The sequence below is a fragment of the Bradyrhizobium sp. LM2.9 genome (genome assembly GCF_054056555.1).
On sequence record NZ_JBSRYJ010000002.1, the window covers coordinates 6,814,861 to 6,834,105 of the forward strand.

A 19,245-nucleotide genomic window follows, 5' to 3' on the forward strand; every position below is an offset into this window, starting at 1 on the left:
TGCGAAAATACGTACAACTCCAGCGACGCCGGTCAGCTTGGCCAATCCTCGCGCCGTCGAAATATGTGCCCCGTCTTTGTTGGGATTTGCTTACGCTACCATTCAGGACTGTGTTTCGTCCAGATCGCCAACCGCACCGTGCCCCGCTAACGGTGAGGAGCGAGCGCGATTGCTAAGCGGTTTTCGACAGGTATTCTTATCGAGAGTTGCTCGCGGATTCTGGTCGACAGAATGGCCGCGACCTTTGAGGCGCAGGAATGAATTGCTTCACGTGTCAGTCTGCGATCGGTCCGGACGATAGCTGGTGCTCCAGATGCGGGGCCGCAGTGCGTCAGCGGGTCGATCCCGACAGCGAACGTCGGTTTGTGACGATTCTTCGTGCCGATGTCATAGACTCGACAGGTCTTGTTGCCGAATTGGAGCCTGAGGAGGCTGTCTCGCGCCTCGAGCCGGCACTGGCGGCCATGAGGGCCGCGGTACGCCAGTTTGGCGGCATCGTCAGCAAGGAGCTGGGAGACGGGCTGGCTGCAGTCTTTGGCGCTCCGATCGCCGACGACAACCATGCGCCCCTTGCCTGCCATGCGGCGATCGAGCTGGTCCGGCGCGTCGGCAGTTTGGGGGATCCCGGGCTCCAGGTCCGGGTCGGTCTGCACTCCGGCCATGTCGTTGCCTACATGGTCGCCAGCGAATTTTCCAAGGTCTACGAGATCGGCGGCGCTGCCCAGCATCTGGCCGCGCGGCTGGAGACGGCAGCCGAGGCGAACCAGATCTACGTGTCCGAAGCCTGCCAGAAGCTTGCGGACGGGCATGTCCGCTTTGATTTTCTTGGCCGCAAGACCCTGCGCGGTTTCAACGAAGCTCTGCCGGTCTATCGGATCATTGGAGCGAGCGATCTTTCGAGCTGGCGGGTGCGACGCGCTCGTAGCGTCTCCCGGTTTGTCGATCGGACGACGGAGCGGGCGCTGCTATGGCGCGCTGCGGAGAAGGTCGTCACTAGCGGGCAGACTGTTCTGCTGATGGGTGATGCGGGCATTGGAAAGTCGCGGCTTGCGCACGAATTTGCGCAGGGCCTCAGGGCTGACGGCTGGCGGTTGCTCGACGTCGAGTGCAGCCCAAATCTTCAGGGCGCGCCATTTAGCACCCTGAAGCGACTGGTGCTTTCCCTCCTGGAGGCAGTCTCCAAGGACTCAGATCGCCTGACAGACCCTCGAAGGGAATTGTCGCCGGTCCATCAGTTTGCAATCGACGCGGTGCTGGATTTGCCCATTTCCGATCCGCGTTGGAGCGAATTGGAGCCCTACGCGCGGGGACGGGCGATTTCGGAGGCAAGCTGCGCAATCCTGGAAGGCGTAGCCCGCCATAACGGCACCGTTCTTCTCATCGAGGATCTGCACTGGGTTGATCGAGCCAGCGACACGGTTATTGCCGCCATAGCGTCGCTGCAGGTGCCGAATCTGTTCGTTTTCCTCACGAGCAGGCCGAACGGAATGCCGGAATGGATCGCGCGTTGTCATGCAGAAGTGATCGCGATGCGGCCATTGGATGATGAATCCGGAATGGCCATGTTGGCCGACATGCTCGGCACGTCCGTGACGAATGCAGGCTTGAAGAACCGGATCATCTCTCACACGGCCAACGTTCCGCTGTTCATCGAGGAGGTCTGCCGTGGTCTGAAGGATAACGGCACACTTCGCGGCCAGTGGGGTGATCTGGCCTTGGTGCGTCCTATAGAAGAGCTGGGTATCCCCACAAGTATCCAAGGTGTGATTGCGGCGCGACTCGATCGGGTGTCGAGGCAGGAGCGCCTGGTTTTGCAGGTCGCCGCCGCATTAGGGCCGCGCTCGAGCGAAGCCGTCGTGCGGAGAGTCTCGGACTTGCCCGAAGACGCCCTGCGGGACTGCCTTGCAGCGCTCGATCGGGCCGAGCTGCTGGTCAAGATCGATAGCGACATCGCGGACTCGCTTGAGTTTCGACACGAGATGGTTCGCCAGGTGACCTACGAGTCGATGGTCGAAAAGGTCCGCGAGAGCGTACATGCGCGCGTTCTTGCGCGCATTCGAGAGCGACGAAATATTGAGAGATGATCCTGACGCCCTCTGTTACCACGCGATGCGTGCCAAGGACTGGCCCAAGGCGTTCAACTACGGGAGAAGCGCCGCACAGAAGTGTCTTTTGCGCTCGGCATATGCAGACGCGGTCGACTACTTCCGGACCGCGATGAGTTCACTCGATAAGACGCCAATAACGAGTTCGAGGGAGACGAATGCCATTGATCTCCGGATGGAGGCGCGCATGGCGTTCATCTGGTCCGGTCGGGTTGCCGAGTGGGTCGATCTGGGAAAGGAAGCCGACCAACGGGCCAGCGAGATCGATGATGTCGGCAGAAGGGTTGCCGCCAAGACGGTCATGGCGGGTGGGCAGAACTTCTATGGGACGCCTACGGAGGCCGTTACTCTTGGCGAGGAGGTCGTTGGTCTTGCCGAAGAGTCCGGCAACCCGGGTTGGCGCAACCTTGCGCAATACAATCTCGGGCAGGCCTATTTTCTTGCCGGGCGCTATCGCGAGGCGGAGCGGACTATCGCGCGAGCCCGTGCCCATCTCATGGGGCCGGAAGCGAGTGCGCCCTTCGGAACTCCCCCCAAATACACACTCCTTCTCTGCTGCATGATGAAGAGCTTCACCCACACCGTCATGGGCGAGCTCGATGCCGCCGAGCAGCTCCAGCGCGAGGCCGCGGCGATCGCGGAGGAGACGGGCCGTCCCTACGACCGGGTCGCCGCCGCCTATAGCGGCGGCTGGCTGAAGCTCGGCCGTAACGAGCCGGCGGCGGCCGCGGCCATTCTCGAAGACGGTTTTGTGCTTGCGCAAAAGCACGGCATCCGGCTGTTCGTGCCGGTGCTCGGCTGTCACCTCGGCATGGCCTATCTGGAGCAGGGGCTGTTCGACCGGGCGCGCGGCATGCTGACCGAAGCGCGCGAGGAGGCGAAGGCGGTCGGCTATACCTCGGCGGTGCTGCGCAGCTCGATCTACCTTGCGCTCGCCACCCACCGCCTCGGCGACATCCAGGCCGCGCAGAACATGCTGCGCGAGGCGCGCAACACGGCGCGGCAGCAGGGGTTTTCCGGCCTGGAAGCCGAGGCCCTGTTCGGCGAGGCCGTGGTGACCCCGCCGTCGAATGCAGAGGCCAGGGCGGCCATCCTTGCGGCCCTGCGCGCGACCATCGCGATCGCCACTGAGAGCGGCGCGCTGCCGCTCCAGCACAAGGCCGAGGCGATGCTGAACGAGATGGTGGCGCGGGACGACGAGCTGACCTGAACTCTGCTCCCGGTTGGATCGGCCGCCGCAGCCGAAATCTGCCCGACGCGTCAAATAAATCCGGCAGGCGACGCAAGGGTTTAGCTACTGTGCATGGGGTTGTTTTCGCCCTTTTTTTGAAGGGTCTCCCATTGTGCAGCGCAGAGACGGCACGCTTGTGCGATCCGCTTTGATGAAAGCCTCTTGCGCGCACAGCAAGGTCGGCTACCGTCCGCCCTAGCCGCAGGGGCAGGCGACATTTCGATTCAAGTTTTTTAGCATCCGATTTTTCGGCGCCGCGACGGCGCGACGCCCACCGAACGAGGCGGGGCCATGATCTCACGGGACCAGTCAGCGCTGCTTGCGCCGGTCGAGCGCGATTTGCGGCTCGATCTCTTCCGCGGCATCGGATTGTGGATGATCTTCCTCGACCACATCCCGCACGACGTCGTGGCCTGGCTGACCTTGCGCAATTACGGCTTCAGCGACGCCGCGGAGTTCTTCGTCTTCATCTCCGGCTATCTGGTCGGCTGGATCTACGGCCCGATCGTCGCAGGCGGCTGGTTTCTCGCGGCGCTGAAGCGGCTGTGGCGGCGCGCGGCCGAGATGTATGTCGCTCACATCATGCTGTTCCTGTTGTTCACGGCGCAGATCGCCCGGACCGCGCGCCGCTTCGACAATCCGATGTACGAGCACGAGTTCAACGTGTTCAATTTCCTGTCGCATCCGGACGAGCTGATCGGCCAGGCGATCCTCTTGAAATACAAGCCGGTCAATCTCGACGTGCTGCCGCTCTACATCGCGCTGGTGTTCGCCGCGCCGTTCATCGTCTGGTGCCTGGTGCGCCGGCCGAACCTGACGCTCGCCGCGTCCGTGGTGCTCTACGTGCTGTCGCGCTGGTTCGACTGGAACATCGCCTCCTATCCGCCCGGCACGACCTGGTATTTCAACCCGTTCTGCTGGCAGCTGATGTTCGTGTTTGCGGCCTGGTGCGGCATCGGCCAGATCGACAAGGTCGCGACATGGGTGTGGTCGAAAGCGGCGATGGGGCTGGCCGCGGCCTGGCTCGCCTTCGCGCTGCTGATCGTGATGACCTGGCATGTCCCTGCGCTCGAAGCCCTGGTCCCGAAATGGATGATCAAGGCGATCTACCCGATCGACAAGACTGATCTCGACATGCTGCGCTTCACGCATTTCCTGGCGCTGGCGATGTGGGTGACGCATTTCGTCTCGCGCAAATGGCGGGCGCTGCACGGGCTCTGGCTGCGGCCCGTCATCCTGTGTGGCCGGCATTCGCTGCCGATCTTCTGCCTCGGCGTATTCCTGTCGTTCTCGGCGCACTGGATCCTGACGCAATACACCAAGGGCGTCTGGGAGCAGCTCGCGGTCTCCGCCGTCGGCATCATCATCATGATCGCAGCCGCCTGGCTGCTCGACCGGGCCAGACGAGTGCCGAACCTGTTCGTGAAGGTGACGGAGGTCGAGGAGGCCGACGCCACATTGCAGACCGCGCCGGCGGCAACTGCCGGTCGTTGAGCATCGCCAGCCTGCATCTCGTGGAGCGGTTCATGTCCAGACGTTTGTTGACGATCGCCGGCGCCCTCCTGCTCCTGATCTGTGACGCAGCGGCCCAAGCACCCTCGCCGGAGGCGATGAGCGCGGCGCGCAAGCTCGTGGTCACCTTGAAGATCGCGGATCAATATCGCGCGCTGTTGCCGCAGCTTCTGCTCAAGCTCCGGCCCGTGGTCGCGCAGGACAGGCCGGAGATCGAGCGCGACTATGACGCGATGACGGCACCCGGCTCCGAGATCTACACCCCGGCGCTGACCTCGATGATCGACCAGGTCGCCGCCCTCTATGCCCAAGGCTTCAGCATCGACGAGCTGCGCCAGATCGAGGCCTTCTATGCCCAGCCGGCCGGGAAGAAGTTTCTGGAGAAGTCGGACGCGCTGGCGCAGGCAAGCGCGCAGATCGGCCAGGACGTCAGCCAGAAGGCTGCCGACGAGTTGAAGCAGCGCCTGATCGAGGCGCTGCGCCAGAAGGGGCACAAGCTGTAGACAGCTCTCTCAGTGGATAGCCGCGTACATGATCCTCTCCTCAGTCGCGTCCTGCGCGGAGAATTCCTCCACAACCTTGCCCTGGCGTGAGACCAGGATCCGGTCGGAAAGGGCCATGATCTCGGGCAGATAGGACGAGATGACCACGACCGCCTTGCCCTCGTCGGCAAGCCGGTTGATCAGCTCGTGGATCTCGACGATGGCGCCGACGTCGACGCCGCGCGTCGGCTCGTCGAAGATGATCAGGTCCGGCTCCTGCACCAGCGATTTTGCGATCACGACCTTCTGCTGATTGCCGCCGGAGAGCTCGACCACCTTGCCGTGGTCGCCGATGGCGCGCACCCCGAGTTTCTTGATCCAGCTCCTGCCGACCGTCTCGGTTTCCCGCCGGGACAGCATCATGCGGCCCTTGGGGAATTTCGACAGCAGGCCGAGATAAATGTTGCGCGCGATCGAGGACGTCTCGAAGAAGCCCTCGACCTTGCGGTCCTCGGTGACATAGGCGATGCCGGCCTTGACCGCCGGCGCCGGTACCCGGTAGCGCACCGGCTTGTCGTGCAGCAGGATTTCTCCGCCGTGGAAGAAGTCGCGCTTGAGCACGCCGGAGACGATCTTGAAGGTTTCGGTGCGCCCCGCGCCGACCAGGCCGAACACGCCGGTGATCTGTCCCGCGAACACCGACAGTGAATTGTTCTTCACCATCGGCGCCATCTTCAAATTCTGCACCGTGAGCACCCGCGCACCGGCAGGCCGCACGTTACTTTTCCTTGCGCCGTAGAGCGTGTTGGAAAGGTCGCGTCCGACCATGGCCTGCACGATTGCGGCACGGTCGAATTTTGCGGCGTCGTCGGTCACGACATGCTTGCCGTCGCGCAGTACCGTGATGCGGTCGGCGAGCAGCAGGGCCTCTTCGAGGGCGTGCGAGATGAAGACGATCGAGACGCCGCGCTTCTTGAGATCACGGACGAGGTCGAAGAAGTATTTCTTCTCTTCCGGCGTCAGCGATGCGGTCGGCTCGTCGAAGATGATGACCTTGGCGCGGTGCAGAACCGCGCGCGCGATCTCCACCATTTGCTTCTTGGCAGCTCCAAGGCCGCTCACGGTCGCAGTCGGCGTGACGTCGAAATTGAGCGATTGCAAGAACTGTTGTGCGGCGATGTAGATGCCGCGCAGGCGGTTGTAAAACTTCTCCTGTCCGAGAAACAAGTTCTGCGCGACCGTCATGGTCGGCACCAGGCTGTTCTCCTGGAACACCATGGCGATGCCTAGATTGCGCGCCTCCAGCGGCGTCCTTGGTGCGACGTCGACGCCGTCAACCGTCATGGCGCCTGAGGTCAGCGTCACCACGCCCGCCATCACCTTGGTCAGGGTCGACTTGCCGGCGCCGTTCTCGCCGACCAGTGCGTGAATCTCGCCGCGGCGGAGGTCGAAGTCGACCCCGTCGATGGCGGGCACGCCGGCGTAGAGTTTTGTGGCCTTGCGCAGCGAGAGCATGATGTCGCTCATGAACCAAACTCCTCGGCAAGGCCGGCGAGGGGCAATCTCAGGACACGGCCCGGCCCCTTGGCGATCAGGACGAGATCGTCGCCCATCTCGATGGCCGCAACGACGCCGTGATTGACGCCGTCGACCCGGCTGTGCAGCGAGTAAAGCGGCTGGCCGTCGGCGTCGAGCCGGATGACTAGCCCGTAGGAGCGCGGCGGCGCCCACGGCTTGATCACGCCCATGGTCTTGATATGTGCGCCCTGCATCGGCTCCTTGAACGAGAGGCCGGAGCGCAGGCGCGGCGCGACCCAGTACTCTGGATCGATTTCGGCCATCATGCGCCGCCGGTAGGCCGGCTCGCGCAGCACGAACTCGATGAGCTGGGTGCGCGCGGTGAAGGCCGTGAGCCAATAGCCGCCGCCCGAGGCCTTCGCCAGCCGCGATGGATAGACGGGAAGGCGAGCAAGCATTGTCTGCGGTGCAGCGCCCGGCGCCACCAGGACGAGGCGGTGACGCCAGCTCTCGCTGACCAGTACGCCATTGCCATGCGCGCAAGCACCGAAGGCATGGCCGAGCCCTTGCGCCAGCGGCGTCACGGTTTTGCTGCCGGGATCCAGCCTGAACACGCGGCCGCTCCGGTTGAGCTCCATCAGATCGCGCGCCCAGTCGTCGACGCCGCATGTTGTGGAGCCGTCAGTCGCAATGAGCGTATTGTCGTCCGCGAGCGCGAGCGCGTTGATGGCGTTGAAGGCGCTATCGGCAAACGTCGTGCCTGGCTGCTCGGCCGAAGCGTTTGCGTAGAGATGCACCTCGCGCCCTCCGAGCGCGACTGCGAGGCCGCCGCCGGGAAGAGTACACAGGGCCGAGATAAGCCGATCGAAGCTGCGGACCTCTGATGCCGAGACGCCATCCAGGCGCATCAAGCGCGGACCATCCGCAATGAAAAGCTTGCTTCCATCGGTGGCGATGTCCTCCGGCGCTTCGCAGGTCAGCAAGATCTCCGCCGATTCCAGCTTCTGGTTGGGCTTCAATGCGCCGTCAAAGGACGGCACGGTGATGGTGGCGTCGCCCCGCCCGAGAAAGCGGTTGGCGAACTCCCTTACAGCCGCGATCACGATTGCTTTCCCCACCTCTTGTCGTATTGGACGAAGTTCGGATCGGCGTTGTCGAGCTTGTAGCGGCCGATCCGGTTGTTGAGGATGCCGCCGAGATAGAGATAGCCGCGATGCTCGCGCATCGATGTGATCATCGGATGGTTTTCGCCGCGCAGATCCCAGAGCGATTCGACGATCTTGCCCTGCTCGTTGAACTTGACCACGCAGCCTGTGTTGATATTGGGGAACAGCCACTCATCCACGGGCACGCGTTTGGCCATGCGTCGCCGGAAGCCAGGCAATTTCCAGGCGAGGTCGAGCGAGGGGCTGCGCATGCCGACCAGCGCCAGCCAGTAATTGCCATCCGAGGCCAGGTTGATGTTGTCAGGGTAGCCCGGCAAATTGTCCATCACCACCTCGATGGCATCCTTTTTCGGTCCCGCGAACCAATAGCGCTTGATCGAGCAGCCGAACGTTTCGGCAAACAGGATCGACTGGCCGTCGCTGGCGACGCAGATGCCGTTCGGGAATTTGAGGCCGCGCAGCTCCGTGCGTGTCGTGCCGGTCTTGGTGTCGTAGGAAATTATGCGTCCGTTGCCGCGCGCCTCAAGGCCGTCGATCGGCCATTCGTCCATCTCGTAGCGCACAGTCGCCTCCGAGAAGAAGATGAGGCCGTCGTCGGTGATGTCGAGATCGTCGGCGAGCCGCAGGCGGCTGTCGTCGTTGACCGAGCGCATGCTGCGGTTGGTCTCGTCGGTCACCTTTTCCACCGTTCCGTCGGGCCTGACGCGATAGAGTCCCATGCCACCGATGCAGATGTAGAGGTTGTCCTCGCGGTCGAAGGCCATGCCGAGCGGCTGGCCGCCGATATGGGCGAACACCTCCATCTTCTGATAGTCCGGTGCGAGAAAGCGGATGATGTCACCGTGGCGCGAACCCGCATAGAGATTGTCGTGGCGATCGAGGATGACGTCTTCGGGTGCCTCGATCCGTCCGAGGCCGATCAGCTCGACGTTACGCAGCTTGTCGTTCTGCTCGAACGGGCCGCCTTGCCCGATTTCGGTCGGTGGGGGCGGTGGCAGCGCGTGATAGGTGGGCGCGACATAGACTTTGCTGATGATGCGTGTGCGGTTCTTCTGCCAGCGGATATCGACCATGGCAGCGACAAGCAGGATACCGGCGAGCGCCATCCGGTTGACGCCGCCGCGCGCGTTCATGGTCGTCAGGCCGTTGGTGATCAGGAGTACGATCAGCACCCCGACGGCTGATTTAGCCACCGAGCCCTTGCCGCCGCCGAGCGTGATGCCGCCCAGCACCGTTGCGGTCACCACGATCACCTCAAGTCCGACGCCGATGTCGCCGCCGACGGTGCCGAGCCGGGACGCGAAGAACAGCGCGCCGATGCTGGTCAGCACACCGCTCGCGACGTAGCAGAGCGCAATGGTGCGGCGGACGGGAATGCCGGAATTGTAAGCCGAACGGCGCGAGCCGCCGATCGCGGTGATGTGCCAGCCCGGACGCAACCGCGTCATGAAGATATGACCGAAGATGGCGATCACGATATAGACGAGCGCCACGGTCGGAAAGCCGAAGACACTGCCGCCGCCGATGAAATCCCAGGACGGAATGTCGGGAAAGGACGACGCGATCGCGTTGGAATAGCGCTGGATCAGGAGATCGTAGGCCGAGCGGTAGATGATCAGCGTGATCAGCGTGGTGATGAAGGCCCGTAGCCGCAGATATCCGATCAGCACACCATTGACGGCACCAAGCAGCGCGCCGCAGAGCAGCGTCGCGGCGACCACCGCCGGCACCGGCCAGCCCAATACGTCGAGCAGATAAAGGGCGCAGAAATCTGTCAGCGCGAAGATTGAACCGACGGAAAGATCGATTCCGCCGACGATGACCACCAGCGCCAGCCCGAGCGCGATGAAACCGATCTCTCCGGCCTGGCGCGCGGTGTCGGCAAGGCTCGCCGGCGACAGGAAATTGTCGATGGATCGGCTGAGCGCGAGGCCAATGATCAGGAGAAGGATCACCGGGATAGCTGTCTCGGTCCATCGCTTGGACAGAATTTCACCGAGCAGATGATCAGGCCAGTAACGGTAACGCAGACTCGTCAGGGTATCGCGCATCGGCATTCCAGGACCTTGCAAATTTGGAGCGACGTCCCGGGCGCGAAGCGGCCCGGGACGCTTGAGTCTGGTGTCGTGGAATTATTTCTTGAGGTCGCTGAGATTCCAGCAGGCCATCTGGCTGTCGGCGTTCTCCTTGGTGATCGGAATCAACGTCGTGTATTCCGAGCCCTTGATCGAGCCGGGCTTGACGCCCGAGGACAGCAGCCATTTGATCGTGCCGGCCATCTGCGCGGCCTGGGTCGGCACGTCGTAGCTCATGTTGAGATCGAACGCGCCGGATTTCACCAGCTCGCACGCGCCCTTGCGCTCGCCGCCGCCCGAGGTGGCGACGAACACCTTTCCGGTGAGGCCTGCTTCCTTCACGGCCGCCGCGGTGCCGATATCCATGCCGTCCCAGAAGCCGACGATGCCGCAGAGATCGGGATTCTGCTTCAACACCGTTTGCGTGATCGCCTTGGCCTTGGCCGCGTCCCAATCGGCGGCTTGGCTGGACACCACCTTGACCTCTGGATGCTTGGCGAGCACGTTCTCGACGCCTTTCAGCGTATAGGCGCTCGCTGCCGCCGACAGCGCCCCCTGGATGATCGCAATCTTGTTCGACTTGCCCTCGCAGGCCTTGACCACGGCTTCGGTCTGGCGTTCGCCGATCTCGACCCAGTTGGCGCCGACGAAGGCCGAGCTCCGGTAGGCCGAGCCCATGTTGATCTGGATGACGTAGATGCCTTCGTTCTCGGCGCGCTGCAGCAGCTTGGCGTAGGTTTGCACGTCCGGATTTTGGACCACGATCACCGCCGGCTTCTCCGAGATCAGCGACGTGACGGCCTGCGCACCGGCGTTGGTATTCCAGTTGGCATCGCGGATCACGAACTTGACGCCGAACGGCTCGAGCTCCTTCTTCAGGCCGGCATACCAGCCTTCGGTGAGGTCGAAGTTCATGGCAACCGGAACATAGGCTACGGTCTTGCCGGCCAGGGCTTCCTTGAACGGCTTCTGGAACGGCTCGTCCAGGCCCTGTTGGGCCAGGGCCGGTACGGTCATTGCCGCGAGACCCAGTGCGGCCACGGTCGCCTTTGTCGGGCTGCCGAAATGTTTCATTACTTCCTCCTCGGTTATAGTTGTCGTTCTCGTTGGGTCGTTCAGATGTCGCCTTGCTGTGCCGTTTCTTCGTTGCGCGGATTCAAGAAAGAGTCCGTGATGACGGCGAGCAGCAGGACCACGCCCTTGATGAGATTCTGTCCGGCGTAGGAAATGTCCATGATGGTCATGCCGTTGAGCATCGTGCCGATCACGAGCGTGCCGATCACGACGTTCAGCACGCCGCCGCGGCCGCCGGATAGCCCGATGCCGCCAAGCACGACGACCAGGATGACGTCGTAGATGAGCGTCGAGTTGAAGATGCGGGTCGGCATTGAATTAACGGATGCGGCCATTACCAGACCGGCAAAGCAGCCGATCAGGGCGGCGACGACATATTGCAGCACGATGATCGGCCGGGAGGGAATGCCGGTGACACGCGCGGCGTAAGGGTTATCGCCGATTGCATAGATATAGGCTCCCCAGCGCGTCTGGCGCAGCAGGAAAGAGACTGCGATACAGGCGAGCGCGAACATCACGATTGATGTTGGAATGCCGAGGATGGTGCCTTGTCCGAGCCGCTCGAAGCCGTCCATGCCGGGGCTCCACTGCACGACGTCGAGCTGAAACAATGCGGTCTGCCCGAGCCCGGCGAGCAGCAGGCCGGTTGCGAGTGTCGCAAATAGCGAGGGGACCTCCGCATAGGCAATCAGCCAGCCGTTGATGAGGCCGAAGGCAATCGTGAGCAGCACTGCGGCCAGCAGCGAGGCCGGCAGCGAATGACCGTTCTGCACCATCTGCAGCACCAGCCCCGGCGGGACCGCGAGGGCTGCGATCAGCGAGATGTCGATGCCGCGGCCGATCACGACGATCGCCATGGCAAGGCCGAGTATGCCGAGCACCGCCACGTTCTGGAGCAGCGTCAGCATGTTGTCAGCGGTCAGAAAGCCGCGCAGGAAGATCGAAAAAACGAGGAACAGCAGCGCGAAGACGGCGAAGACGATCTCTTGCTGATTGAACCGAAAGCGTTTCATCCCCGTTTTGCCTTTCTTCGACTTCGGCCTCTGTGGGTCCGTCAGGACGATCGGGTCTCTATGCGATAGGTTTGCGGAAGCGTCGCCAGGCTTTCGGCAAGTACCTTAGCCCGTTCCTGATCATTGGAGTCCACCGAGATGTGGACGAGTGTGTTCAGCCTGGCGTCCCTCTCGACGAGGATGTTTGCCGCGGTGTCCGGGCTGAAGATGCGGTCGATCTCGGTCCTGACCTTCTCCCGAACGGCGAGGTCGCGAAGCGTGGGCTTGAAGATCTTCCCGACGGCGGTGACTGGCAGCGCTTCGAGCAGCACGACCCGCTTCGGCCGCGCAGGAGGTTCATTGACGTTGCGTTCGAGATGCTCGCGCAGCTGCGGCAGATCGATCGTCTGCCCCGGAGACGGCACCACGAAGAGAATCGGGACCTCGCCGGCATAGGCGTCCGGCATGCCGACTGCCGAACTCATCTGCACGCCGGGGAAGGCGTTCGCGACATCCTCGATTGCGGCAGGGTCGATGTTGTGACCGCTGCGCACGATCAGGTCTTTCTCGCGGCCGGTCAGCACCAGGCGCTGATCCGGGGTGAGATATCCGACGTCGCCGGTGACGATCCATTGGTCGTCGGTCAGCACGCCTTTGTTGTGCCGGGGGTCGACGTATCCGGGAAACACCTGCGGTCCGCTGACGAGGACGAGGCCGCTGGTGAGCGGCGGGCAGTCTTGCTTCAGGTCGGCATCGGCCAGAGAAACGATTCTGGTCCTCGCAAACGGCGCCCTGAATCCTACGCTGCCCTGTATGGGTGTCCCGCGGCCGGGATTGAACGCGATCGCTGCTGCGGTTTCCGTCATGCCATAGGTCTCGAACAAGGTAATCCCGGTTCGCGCCTGAAACCTCTCGCTGATGGCCTTCGGAGCCACGGCCCCGCCGGTGAGGGCCATTCGAACCGAGCTGATATCGGAGGATCCGATCGGCACCTCGGCAAGCGCGGCAATCGACGTCGGCACGCCGCTGACGATGGTTGCGCGGAAGCGCTCCACGGTGTGCCAATAATCGCGGATCGCATCCGGACTTCTGAGAGCGTAGGGCGAGGGAATGATGACATGGCCGCCGGCTGCGAGAATGGACAGACCGAGCGTCATCGTGCCGCCGACGTGAAACAGTGGAAAGCCATTCACGGCGGCATCTAGCTCGTCCAATCCGTGAACCTGCGCAAAGCTCCAGGCGGCATGGATCTGGTTTCCATGCGTCAGGCGCACGAGCTTCGGCCTTCCGGTCGTTCCGCCGGTGTGGAAGAGTGCGCATACGGCTTGGCGATCTGTCGACGGCTGGAATTCGAGAATGTCCGGCGCACCTGCAATCGCCTCATCGAAGCTCAGAAAAGTGGCCAATCGAGCGGCTATCCTTGCCAAGCACGAAAATCGTTCTGAGTGACGGGACGCGCTTCGCGACGTTAGTTGCTTTGGTCCAGATCGCGCGATCGGCCGCTTCGGAAGCAACGACCAGCACGGTTGCGTTCTGTGCCTCGAGCAGGTCGGCAATCGCATCTTCGTTCAGGAGAAAATTGATCGAGCTGGCGACGCCCGCGATTTGGGCGCCAAGCAGCGCCGGGAATAGCTGCGGAAGGATCGGACAGAGAAACGCGATCGTTCCGCCATTCCTGTTGATCCCGTGCGACCGGAACAGGTTTGCCGCGCGGGCGATTTCCGCGAGCAACTGCCGATGCGTCAGCGTGACGTCGCCCGGTTCGCGCGAGCCTTTGGTCAAAACCGTTAGCGCAGGCCGATCAGGATGCAGGCGCGCCGTTGCTTCGAAGAGATGATGAAGATTGCGGGCAGGAACGAGAGAATCGTAAGACCGCCGCTCCAGCGCTTCGATATCGGCGATGGCCTTGATCGGTTGCGTGAACCGCGTCGTGATCGGCAACGCGCTGCTCACGGGCACCGCCATTCAAGCGGCACGGCAGATTGTGCAGCGGTTGATCTGACCTGATGCAAGCGAACGTTTCCCGCCTATTTCGTTGTCCGTTTTTTGTTCTTCATAGGCCACATGCCCGGAGGCGGCTTGCTCCGGAGCGCAAAGCTTTTGCTTCTCCGCGCAAACCGGTCTTGCGTGCAGACGGCGGCCATCTAGAATCTCTTTGCCTGGCCGACTTGTGCGATGCACAAACAACGTTCATCCTGGCCTCGCAATGGATGGGCCGACGATGAACCTGGTATTTTCGACAGACGATCTGGAGCCGTCCAAGCGCTACGCCGCGTGGCAAGGCGCTATTTGCGATGTCTACGTCCATGTCGACGTGGATGCCGAGGAGCGATCCGACTACCACGGCTTCATTCGCGAGGCGCGGTTCGGCGCAGTTACGATGACAGACGTACTGCTGTCCGAACAGCGCATATCCCGACGCGAGCGGCATATCGCGAAGCTCGACAAGGATTGCTACTACGTCGAGTTCGTCCAGCAGGGCCGGGTCAACGTCCTCCAGGCCGGCCAGACCCTGCTCTCGAATCCCGGTATGGGCGCGATCTTCTCGGCCTCGGAGGCCTATGATCTGGAGTGCATCGGCAAGGTGCGATCGCTCTACCTCGAGATTCCGCGCCAGGAATTCTCGGCGCGCTTCAGCGACGGACGCCTGCCTGTCGTCACGACGATGGCGACGAGCCGGGGCCTCGGACGGATTGCCGCCGAGTTCTGCGCCACGCTCGCGGCGCAAGGAGGTCCGCTGGATGAGACCGTAAGGACCCGGCTCGGCGGTGAGCTGATGGACGTGCTGGTGCTCGCGCTCGACATGGGTGACCGGGACGAATTCTCGGAGGATGCCGGCGCGCAGCAGGCCCGTCTGCGCTCGGTCAAAGCCTGGATCGAGACGCACCTCACCGACGCGGACCTGTCGCTCGAGAAGGTCGCAAAGAACAACGGCGTCTCGCTCAGGCATCTGCATTATCTCTTCCGGCTCACCGATGTCTCGGTGTCCGAATGGATTTTGGATCGCCGGCTGCAGCGCTGTTACGACGTCCTGACCCGTCCCGAGTTGCGCTCCCTGTCGATCACCGAAGTTGCCTATCAGTTGGGATTCAGCAGCTCGTCGTACTTCAGCACGGTCTTTCGTAGGAAATTCGGGCACAGCCCATCCGATCTGCGACGGCGCTAAAGGACCTGCACCGCGCGAGGCGATGCAGGTCGGTCGTTGCGAAAGCATTACTTCACCAGCGGGCAACCGCCGTCCTTGAGCGGACGGAAGGCCTGGTCGGCAGGCACCTCGGCGAGCAGCTTGTAATAGTCCCAAGGCCCTTTCGATTCTTCGGGCTTCTTCACCTGGAACAGGTACATGCTGTGCACCATGCGGCCGTCCTCGCGTAAGACGCCGTTGTCGGTGAAGGCATCCTTCACCGGTAGCTCGCGCATCTTGGCCATCACCGTCTTGGTGTCCTTTGTGCCGGCGGCCTGCGCCGCCTTCAGGTAATGCAGCGTCGCGCTGTAGGTCGCTGCCTGGTTCATCGTCGGCATGCGCTTCATGCGTTCCATGAAACGCTTGCCGAAGGCGCGGGTCTTGTCGTTGAGGTCCCAGTAATAGGCCTCGGTGATGATCAGTCCCTGTGCGAGCTTCAGCCCTAAGCTGTGCACGTCGGAGATGAACATCACGATCGCAGCCAGGTTCTGGCCGCCGGCGACGATACCGAACTCACCGGCCTGCTTGATCGCGTTGATGGTGTCGCCGCCGCCGTTCGCCAGCCCGATGATCTTGGCCTTGGATGCCTGGGCCTGGAGCAGGAAGGATGAGAAGTCCGCGGTGTTGAGCGGATGCTTGACGCTGCCGAGCACCTTGCCGCCGGCGGCCCTCACGACGTCGCCGGTGTCGCGTTCGATCGAATGGCCGAATACATAGTCGGCGGTGAGGAAGAACCAGCTGTCGCCGCCGTTCTTGACGATGGCGCTGCCGACCGTGTGCGCGTTGGAATAAGTGTCGTAGGTCCAGTGCGCAGTGTAGGGCGAGCAGGACTTTCCGGTAATGTCGGAGCTCGCGGCATCCGTCACGATCATGATCTTCTCGTATTGCTTCGACAGCTCCATCACCGCGAGCGCAGTGGCCGATGTCGGCAGGTCGATGATCATGTCGACGCCTTCGGTCTCCCACCATTTTCGCGCGATGGTCGAGGCGACGTCGGGCTTGTTCAGCACATCGGCAGAGACCATGTCGATCGGCTTGCCGAACATCTGCCCGCCAAAATCCTCGATCGCCATTTTGGTGGCCTCGACATTCCCCTGGCCTCCGATGTCGGAATAGACCGAGGAGAAGTCGGAGAGCACGCCGATCTTGAGCGGCGCCTGCTGGGCGGAGGTGGGGGTGATCAGGGCAGCCGACAGCAAGCCGGCCGCAGACACGAATGCTGCGATAGGTCTCATGGATACGTTTCCTCTTGAGCGGGACTATGCTGTGCCTTTGTCCGACAAAGTTAGAGGCGGGTTCCTCAGGAGTCAATTTGTTGCATCGTCGGCGCGAATAACGCAGTTTGACGCGCCCACCGCCGTTCCTATAGTTTGTCCGACAAACGCCATTGGAGCCAGATTTGCCTCTCGCGCCGCTCTTCCGTCCGATCGATGTCGCGCCCGCCTATCAGAAGGTCGCCGACGCCATCGAGCGCGAGATCGTCAATGGCCGCATCAAGCCGGGCGATCCCATCGGCACCGAGCACGATCTGGTGCGCCAGTTCGGCGTCAACCGTTCGACCATTCGCGAAGGCATTCGCGTGCTGGAGGAGGGCGGGCTGATCAGCCGCGATTCCTCGCGACGGCTGCATGCCTGTCTGCCACGCTACACCAAGCTCGCGAGCCGTCTCAGTCGCGCGCTTGTGCTGCACGAGGTCACTTTCCGCGAGCTCTACGAGGCCTCGATGACGCTCGAAGTGGCGAGCATCGAAGGCGCGGTGGAGCGGGCGACGGAGGAGAACCTCGCAGAGCTCGCCGATAACCTCGTGCGCAGCGAGGCCGTGGTCGGCGATCCCGCGATGCTTGCCGAATGCGATGCCGAATTCCACGTGCTGGTTGCCAAGGCCTCGCAGAACCGCGTGCTCCAGCTCGCGCGTGAGCCGGCCGCGCAATTGTTCTATCCGACCACCGAGATGATCGTCGCTGGTGTGGCCGAAGGCGGCCCGCGCCTCGTCGCCGCGCATCGCCATCTCATCGAGGCGATCCAGCGCCGCGACCGCGAGGCGGGCGTGCTCTGGACGCGCCGGCACTTGCAGGATTGGCGGCGCGGTTTCGAGAAGATCGCTTCGCTCGACCGTTCCGTCGAGCATATGTACATGGAGCACGCGCAAGCGGTCCGACGCAGATAGCGCATGATCCGGAAAAGTGTGGAGCGGTTTTCCGGGAGGATCATGCGCAAGAAAAGACAAGCCGCAAGACTTCAAGCAAAATCCAGCAAAAAAAGACATCACACGGAGGGACACATGACCGGCGACATCGTAGCCACCATCTCGAAGGCCCGCGAGCATTCCATCGGCGATCTTCTGCGCCGTTCGGCGGGTCGCGAGCCGGACAGGCTTGCGGTGAGCTGTGGCAATGTGAGCTGGACGTTTGCCGAGATGGACGCGATCTGCAACCGGCTCAGCCGCGGTCTGCTCGGCCTCGGCGTCAAGAAGGGCGACCGCCTCGCCGTGCTGTCGCGCAATTCGCACGCCTTTGCGGCGCTCCGGTTCGCGGTGGCCCGGATCGGCGCGGTGCTGGTGCCGATCAACTTCATGCTCAATCCGGACGAGATCAACTTCATCCTGAAGAGCTCCGGCGCAAAGGTGCTCGCGGCCGGTCCTGATTTCGTCGAGCCCGCGCGCGCCGCAAGCGCCAGGGATTGTGCGGTCGAAAAGTTGATCTGGCTGCCGGGCGAGGATCCGGCCACGGCGCCCGCGGGCCTCACCACCTTCGACGATCTCCTCAGCCCCGACGCTTCGTTCCTGGAGGCGTCCGTCGACAGCCGCGATCTCGCGCAGATCGTCTACACCAGCGGCACGGAGTCCCTGCCCAAGGGCGCGATGCTGACCCATGATGCCGTGATGTGGCAATATGTCAGCTGCATCATCGACGGCGGCATGAGCGTAGATGACAAATTCCTGCACGCGCTGCCGCTCTATCACTGCGCGCAGCTTGACGTGTTCCTGGGGCCGCAAATTTATCTCGGCGCCTCCGGCGTGATCACGGGCAAGCCGACCGCCGACAACATTCTGTCGTTGATCCAGGCGCACAAGATCACGTCCTTCTTCGCGCCGCCGACGATCTGGATCGCGATGCTGCGCTCGCCGAACTTCGACAAGGCCGACCTGTCGACGCTTCAGAAGGGCTATTACGGCGCCTCGATCATGCCGGTGGAGGTGTTGCTCGAGCTCCAGCGCCGTCTGCCCAACGTCAAGTTCTGGAATTTCTACGGCCAGACCGAGATAGCGCCGCTCGCGACCGTGCTGGGTCCTGCGGACCAGCTGCGCAAGGCGGGCTCGGCCGGCAAGCCCGTGCTCAATGTCGAGACACGAGTCGTCACCACGTCGATGGAGGACGTCAAGATCGGCGAGGTCGGCGAGATCGTGCACCGCTCGCCGCATCTGCTCTCCGGCTATTACAACGACCCGGTCAAGACGGCGGCAGCGTTCTCCGGCGGCTGGTTTCACTCGGGCGACCTCGCCATCGTCGATGAAGAGGGCCACATCACCGTGGTCGATCGCGTCAAGGACATGATCAAGACGGGCGGCGAGAACGTCGCCAGCCGCGAGGTCGAGGAGATGGTCTATCGCATCCCCGCGGTGTCCGAAGTCGCCGTCGTCGGCTTGCCCGATCCGCGCTGGATCGAGGCGGTGACTGCCATCGTCGTGGTCAAGAGCGGCGAGAAGCTCGACGAAGATTCCGTCATCAAGCACTGCGCCGGCCAGATGGCGCATTTCAAGGTGCCCAAGCGCGTCATATTCGTCGATGCCTTGCCCAAGAACCCGAGCGGCAAGCTGCTCAAGCGCGAGTTGCGCCAGCGCTTTGTCGGGGGCGAGACGCTCGACAAGGCGATCCAGACAAATTTTGGCACCTGAGGCGGAGCGAT

General features: G+C 62.8%; 13 protein-coding genes and 1 pseudogene. 6 read left to right on the forward strand and 8 right to left on the reverse strand.

The genetic code is table 11. The features are described from left to right. The first annotated feature begins 257 nt into the window (after positions 1 to 257). The 3 genes and pseudogenes from ACVWW3_RS34795 (at position 258) to ACVWW3_RS34805 (ending at position 5,351) form a co-directional block, all read left to right on the forward strand. Positions 258 to 3,315 (forward strand): annotated as a pseudogene (locus ACVWW3_RS34795) (ATP-binding protein). Between the two features lie 312 nt (positions 3,316 to 3,627). Beyond that, on the forward strand, positions 3,628 to 4,830 hold the full coding sequence (locus ACVWW3_RS34800; RefSeq protein WP_456651678.1) for an OpgC domain-containing protein: 1,203 nt from the start codon (positions 3,628 to 3,630) through the stop codon (positions 4,828 to 4,830). 32 nt (positions 4,831 to 4,862) lie between these two features. After that, positions 4,863 to 5,351, forward strand: coding sequence for a DUF2059 domain-containing protein (locus ACVWW3_RS34805; protein ID WP_456651677.1), 489 nt, complete (start codon positions 4,863 to 4,865; stop codon positions 5,349 to 5,351). Positions 5,352 to 5,360: 9 nt separating this feature from the next. On the opposite strand, the gene ACVWW3_RS34810 is transcribed toward ACVWW3_RS34805, so the two are convergent. The 7 genes from ACVWW3_RS34810 to ACVWW3_RS34840 form a co-directional block, all read right to left on the reverse strand. Beyond that, positions 5,361 to 6,857, reverse strand: coding sequence for a sugar ABC transporter ATP-binding protein (locus ACVWW3_RS34810; protein WP_456651676.1), 1,497 nt, complete (start codon positions 6,855 to 6,857; stop codon positions 5,361 to 5,363). Beyond that, positions 6,854 to 7,951, reverse strand: coding sequence for a hypothetical protein (locus ACVWW3_RS34815; protein ID WP_456651675.1), 1,098 nt, complete (start codon positions 7,949 to 7,951; stop codon positions 6,854 to 6,856). Before ACVWW3_RS34815 ends, ACVWW3_RS34810 begins: the two co-directional genes overlap by 4 nt. Continuing rightward, positions 7,948 to 10,071 carry an ABC transporter permease gene (locus ACVWW3_RS34820; RefSeq protein ID WP_456651674.1) on the reverse strand — a complete coding sequence of 708 codons (2,124 nt, stop codon included), beginning with the start codon at positions 10,069 to 10,071 and terminating at the stop codon, positions 7,948 to 7,950. The genes ACVWW3_RS34815 and ACVWW3_RS34820 overlap by 4 nt, the downstream gene beginning before the upstream one ends. A gap of 75 nt (positions 10,072 to 10,146) precedes the next feature. Next, a complete protein-coding gene (locus tag ACVWW3_RS34825) occupies positions 10,147 to 11,163 on the reverse strand; it encodes a sugar ABC transporter substrate-binding protein (RefSeq protein WP_456651673.1) in 1,017 nt (338 codons plus the stop codon). 41 nt (positions 11,164 to 11,204) lie between these two features. Beyond that, a complete protein-coding gene (locus tag ACVWW3_RS34830; protein WP_247344060.1) occupies positions 11,205 to 12,176 on the reverse strand; it encodes an ABC transporter permease in 972 nt (323 codons plus the stop codon). Positions 12,177 to 12,217: 41 nt separating this feature from the next. Continuing rightward, a complete protein-coding gene (locus ACVWW3_RS34835) occupies positions 12,218 to 13,561 on the reverse strand; it encodes an AMP-binding protein (RefSeq protein WP_456672302.1) in 1,344 nt (447 codons plus the stop codon). Next, positions 13,536 to 13,937, reverse strand: coding sequence for an AMP-binding protein (locus tag ACVWW3_RS34840; RefSeq protein WP_456672303.1), 402 nt, complete (start codon positions 13,935 to 13,937; stop codon positions 13,536 to 13,538). The genes ACVWW3_RS34835 and ACVWW3_RS34840 overlap by 26 nt, the downstream gene beginning before the upstream one ends. Before the next feature lie 439 nt (positions 13,938 to 14,376). Here ACVWW3_RS34840 and ACVWW3_RS34845 point away from each other — a divergent pair, with 439 nt between their 5' ends. Next, positions 14,377 to 15,321 (forward strand): helix-turn-helix domain-containing protein, encoded by a 945-nt coding sequence (locus ACVWW3_RS34845; protein ID WP_456651671.1) that lies wholly within the window; start codon positions 14,377 to 14,379, stop codon positions 15,319 to 15,321. 47 nt (positions 15,322 to 15,368) lie between these two features. Here ACVWW3_RS34845 and ACVWW3_RS34850 read toward each other — a convergent pair whose 3' ends face one another. After that, a complete protein-coding gene (locus ACVWW3_RS34850; protein WP_456651670.1) occupies positions 15,369 to 16,574 on the reverse strand; it encodes an ABC transporter substrate-binding protein in 1,206 nt (401 codons plus the stop codon). Between the two features lie 164 nt (positions 16,575 to 16,738). On the opposite strand from ACVWW3_RS34850, the gene ACVWW3_RS34855 reads away from it, so the two are divergent. Together ACVWW3_RS34855 and ACVWW3_RS34860 are read left to right on the forward strand one after the other, a co-directional pair. After that, positions 16,739 to 17,506 (forward strand): FadR/GntR family transcriptional regulator, encoded by a 768-nt coding sequence (locus ACVWW3_RS34855; protein WP_247344048.1) that lies wholly within the window; start codon positions 16,739 to 16,741, stop codon positions 17,504 to 17,506. Between the two features lie 114 nt (positions 17,507 to 17,620). Further along, the gene (locus ACVWW3_RS34860) at positions 17,621 to 19,234 is read left to right on the forward strand and encodes an acyl-CoA synthetase (protein ID WP_456651669.1); all 1,614 of its coding nucleotides are present in this window, start codon (positions 17,621 to 17,623) and stop codon (positions 19,232 to 19,234) included. Positions 19,235 to 19,245: the final 11 nt, after the last annotated feature.

Coding starts and splice junctions, on each gene's coding strand:
- ACVWW3_RS34800 (WP_456651678.1), top strand. CDS start 3,628: ATGATCTCACGGGACCAGTCAGCGCTGCTTGCGCCGGTCGAGCGCGAT.
- ACVWW3_RS34850 (WP_456651670.1), bottom strand. CDS start 16,574: ATGAGACCTATCGCAGCATTCGTGTCTGCGGCCGGCTTGCTGTCGGCT.
- ACVWW3_RS34805 (WP_456651677.1), top strand. CDS start 4,863: ATGTCCAGACGTTTGTTGACGATCGCCGGCGCCCTCCTGCTCCTGATC.
- ACVWW3_RS34860 (WP_456651669.1), top strand. CDS start 17,621: ATGACCGGCGACATCGTAGCCACCATCTCGAAGGCCCGCGAGCATTCC.
- ACVWW3_RS34845 (WP_456651671.1), top strand. CDS start 14,377: ATGAACCTGGTATTTTCGACAGACGATCTGGAGCCGTCCAAGCGCTAC.
- ACVWW3_RS34820 (WP_456651674.1), bottom strand. CDS start 10,071: ATGCCGATGCGCGATACCCTGACGAGTCTGCGTTACCGTTACTGGCCT.
- ACVWW3_RS34825 (WP_456651673.1), bottom strand. CDS start 11,163: ATGAAACATTTCGGCAGCCCGACAAAGGCGACCGTGGCCGCACTGGGT.
- ACVWW3_RS34830 (WP_247344060.1), bottom strand. CDS start 12,176: ATGAAACGCTTTCGGTTCAATCAGCAAGAGATCGTCTTCGCCGTCTTC.
- ACVWW3_RS34810 (WP_456651676.1), bottom strand. CDS start 6,857: ATGAGCGACATCATGCTCTCGCTGCGCAAGGCCACAAAACTCTACGCC.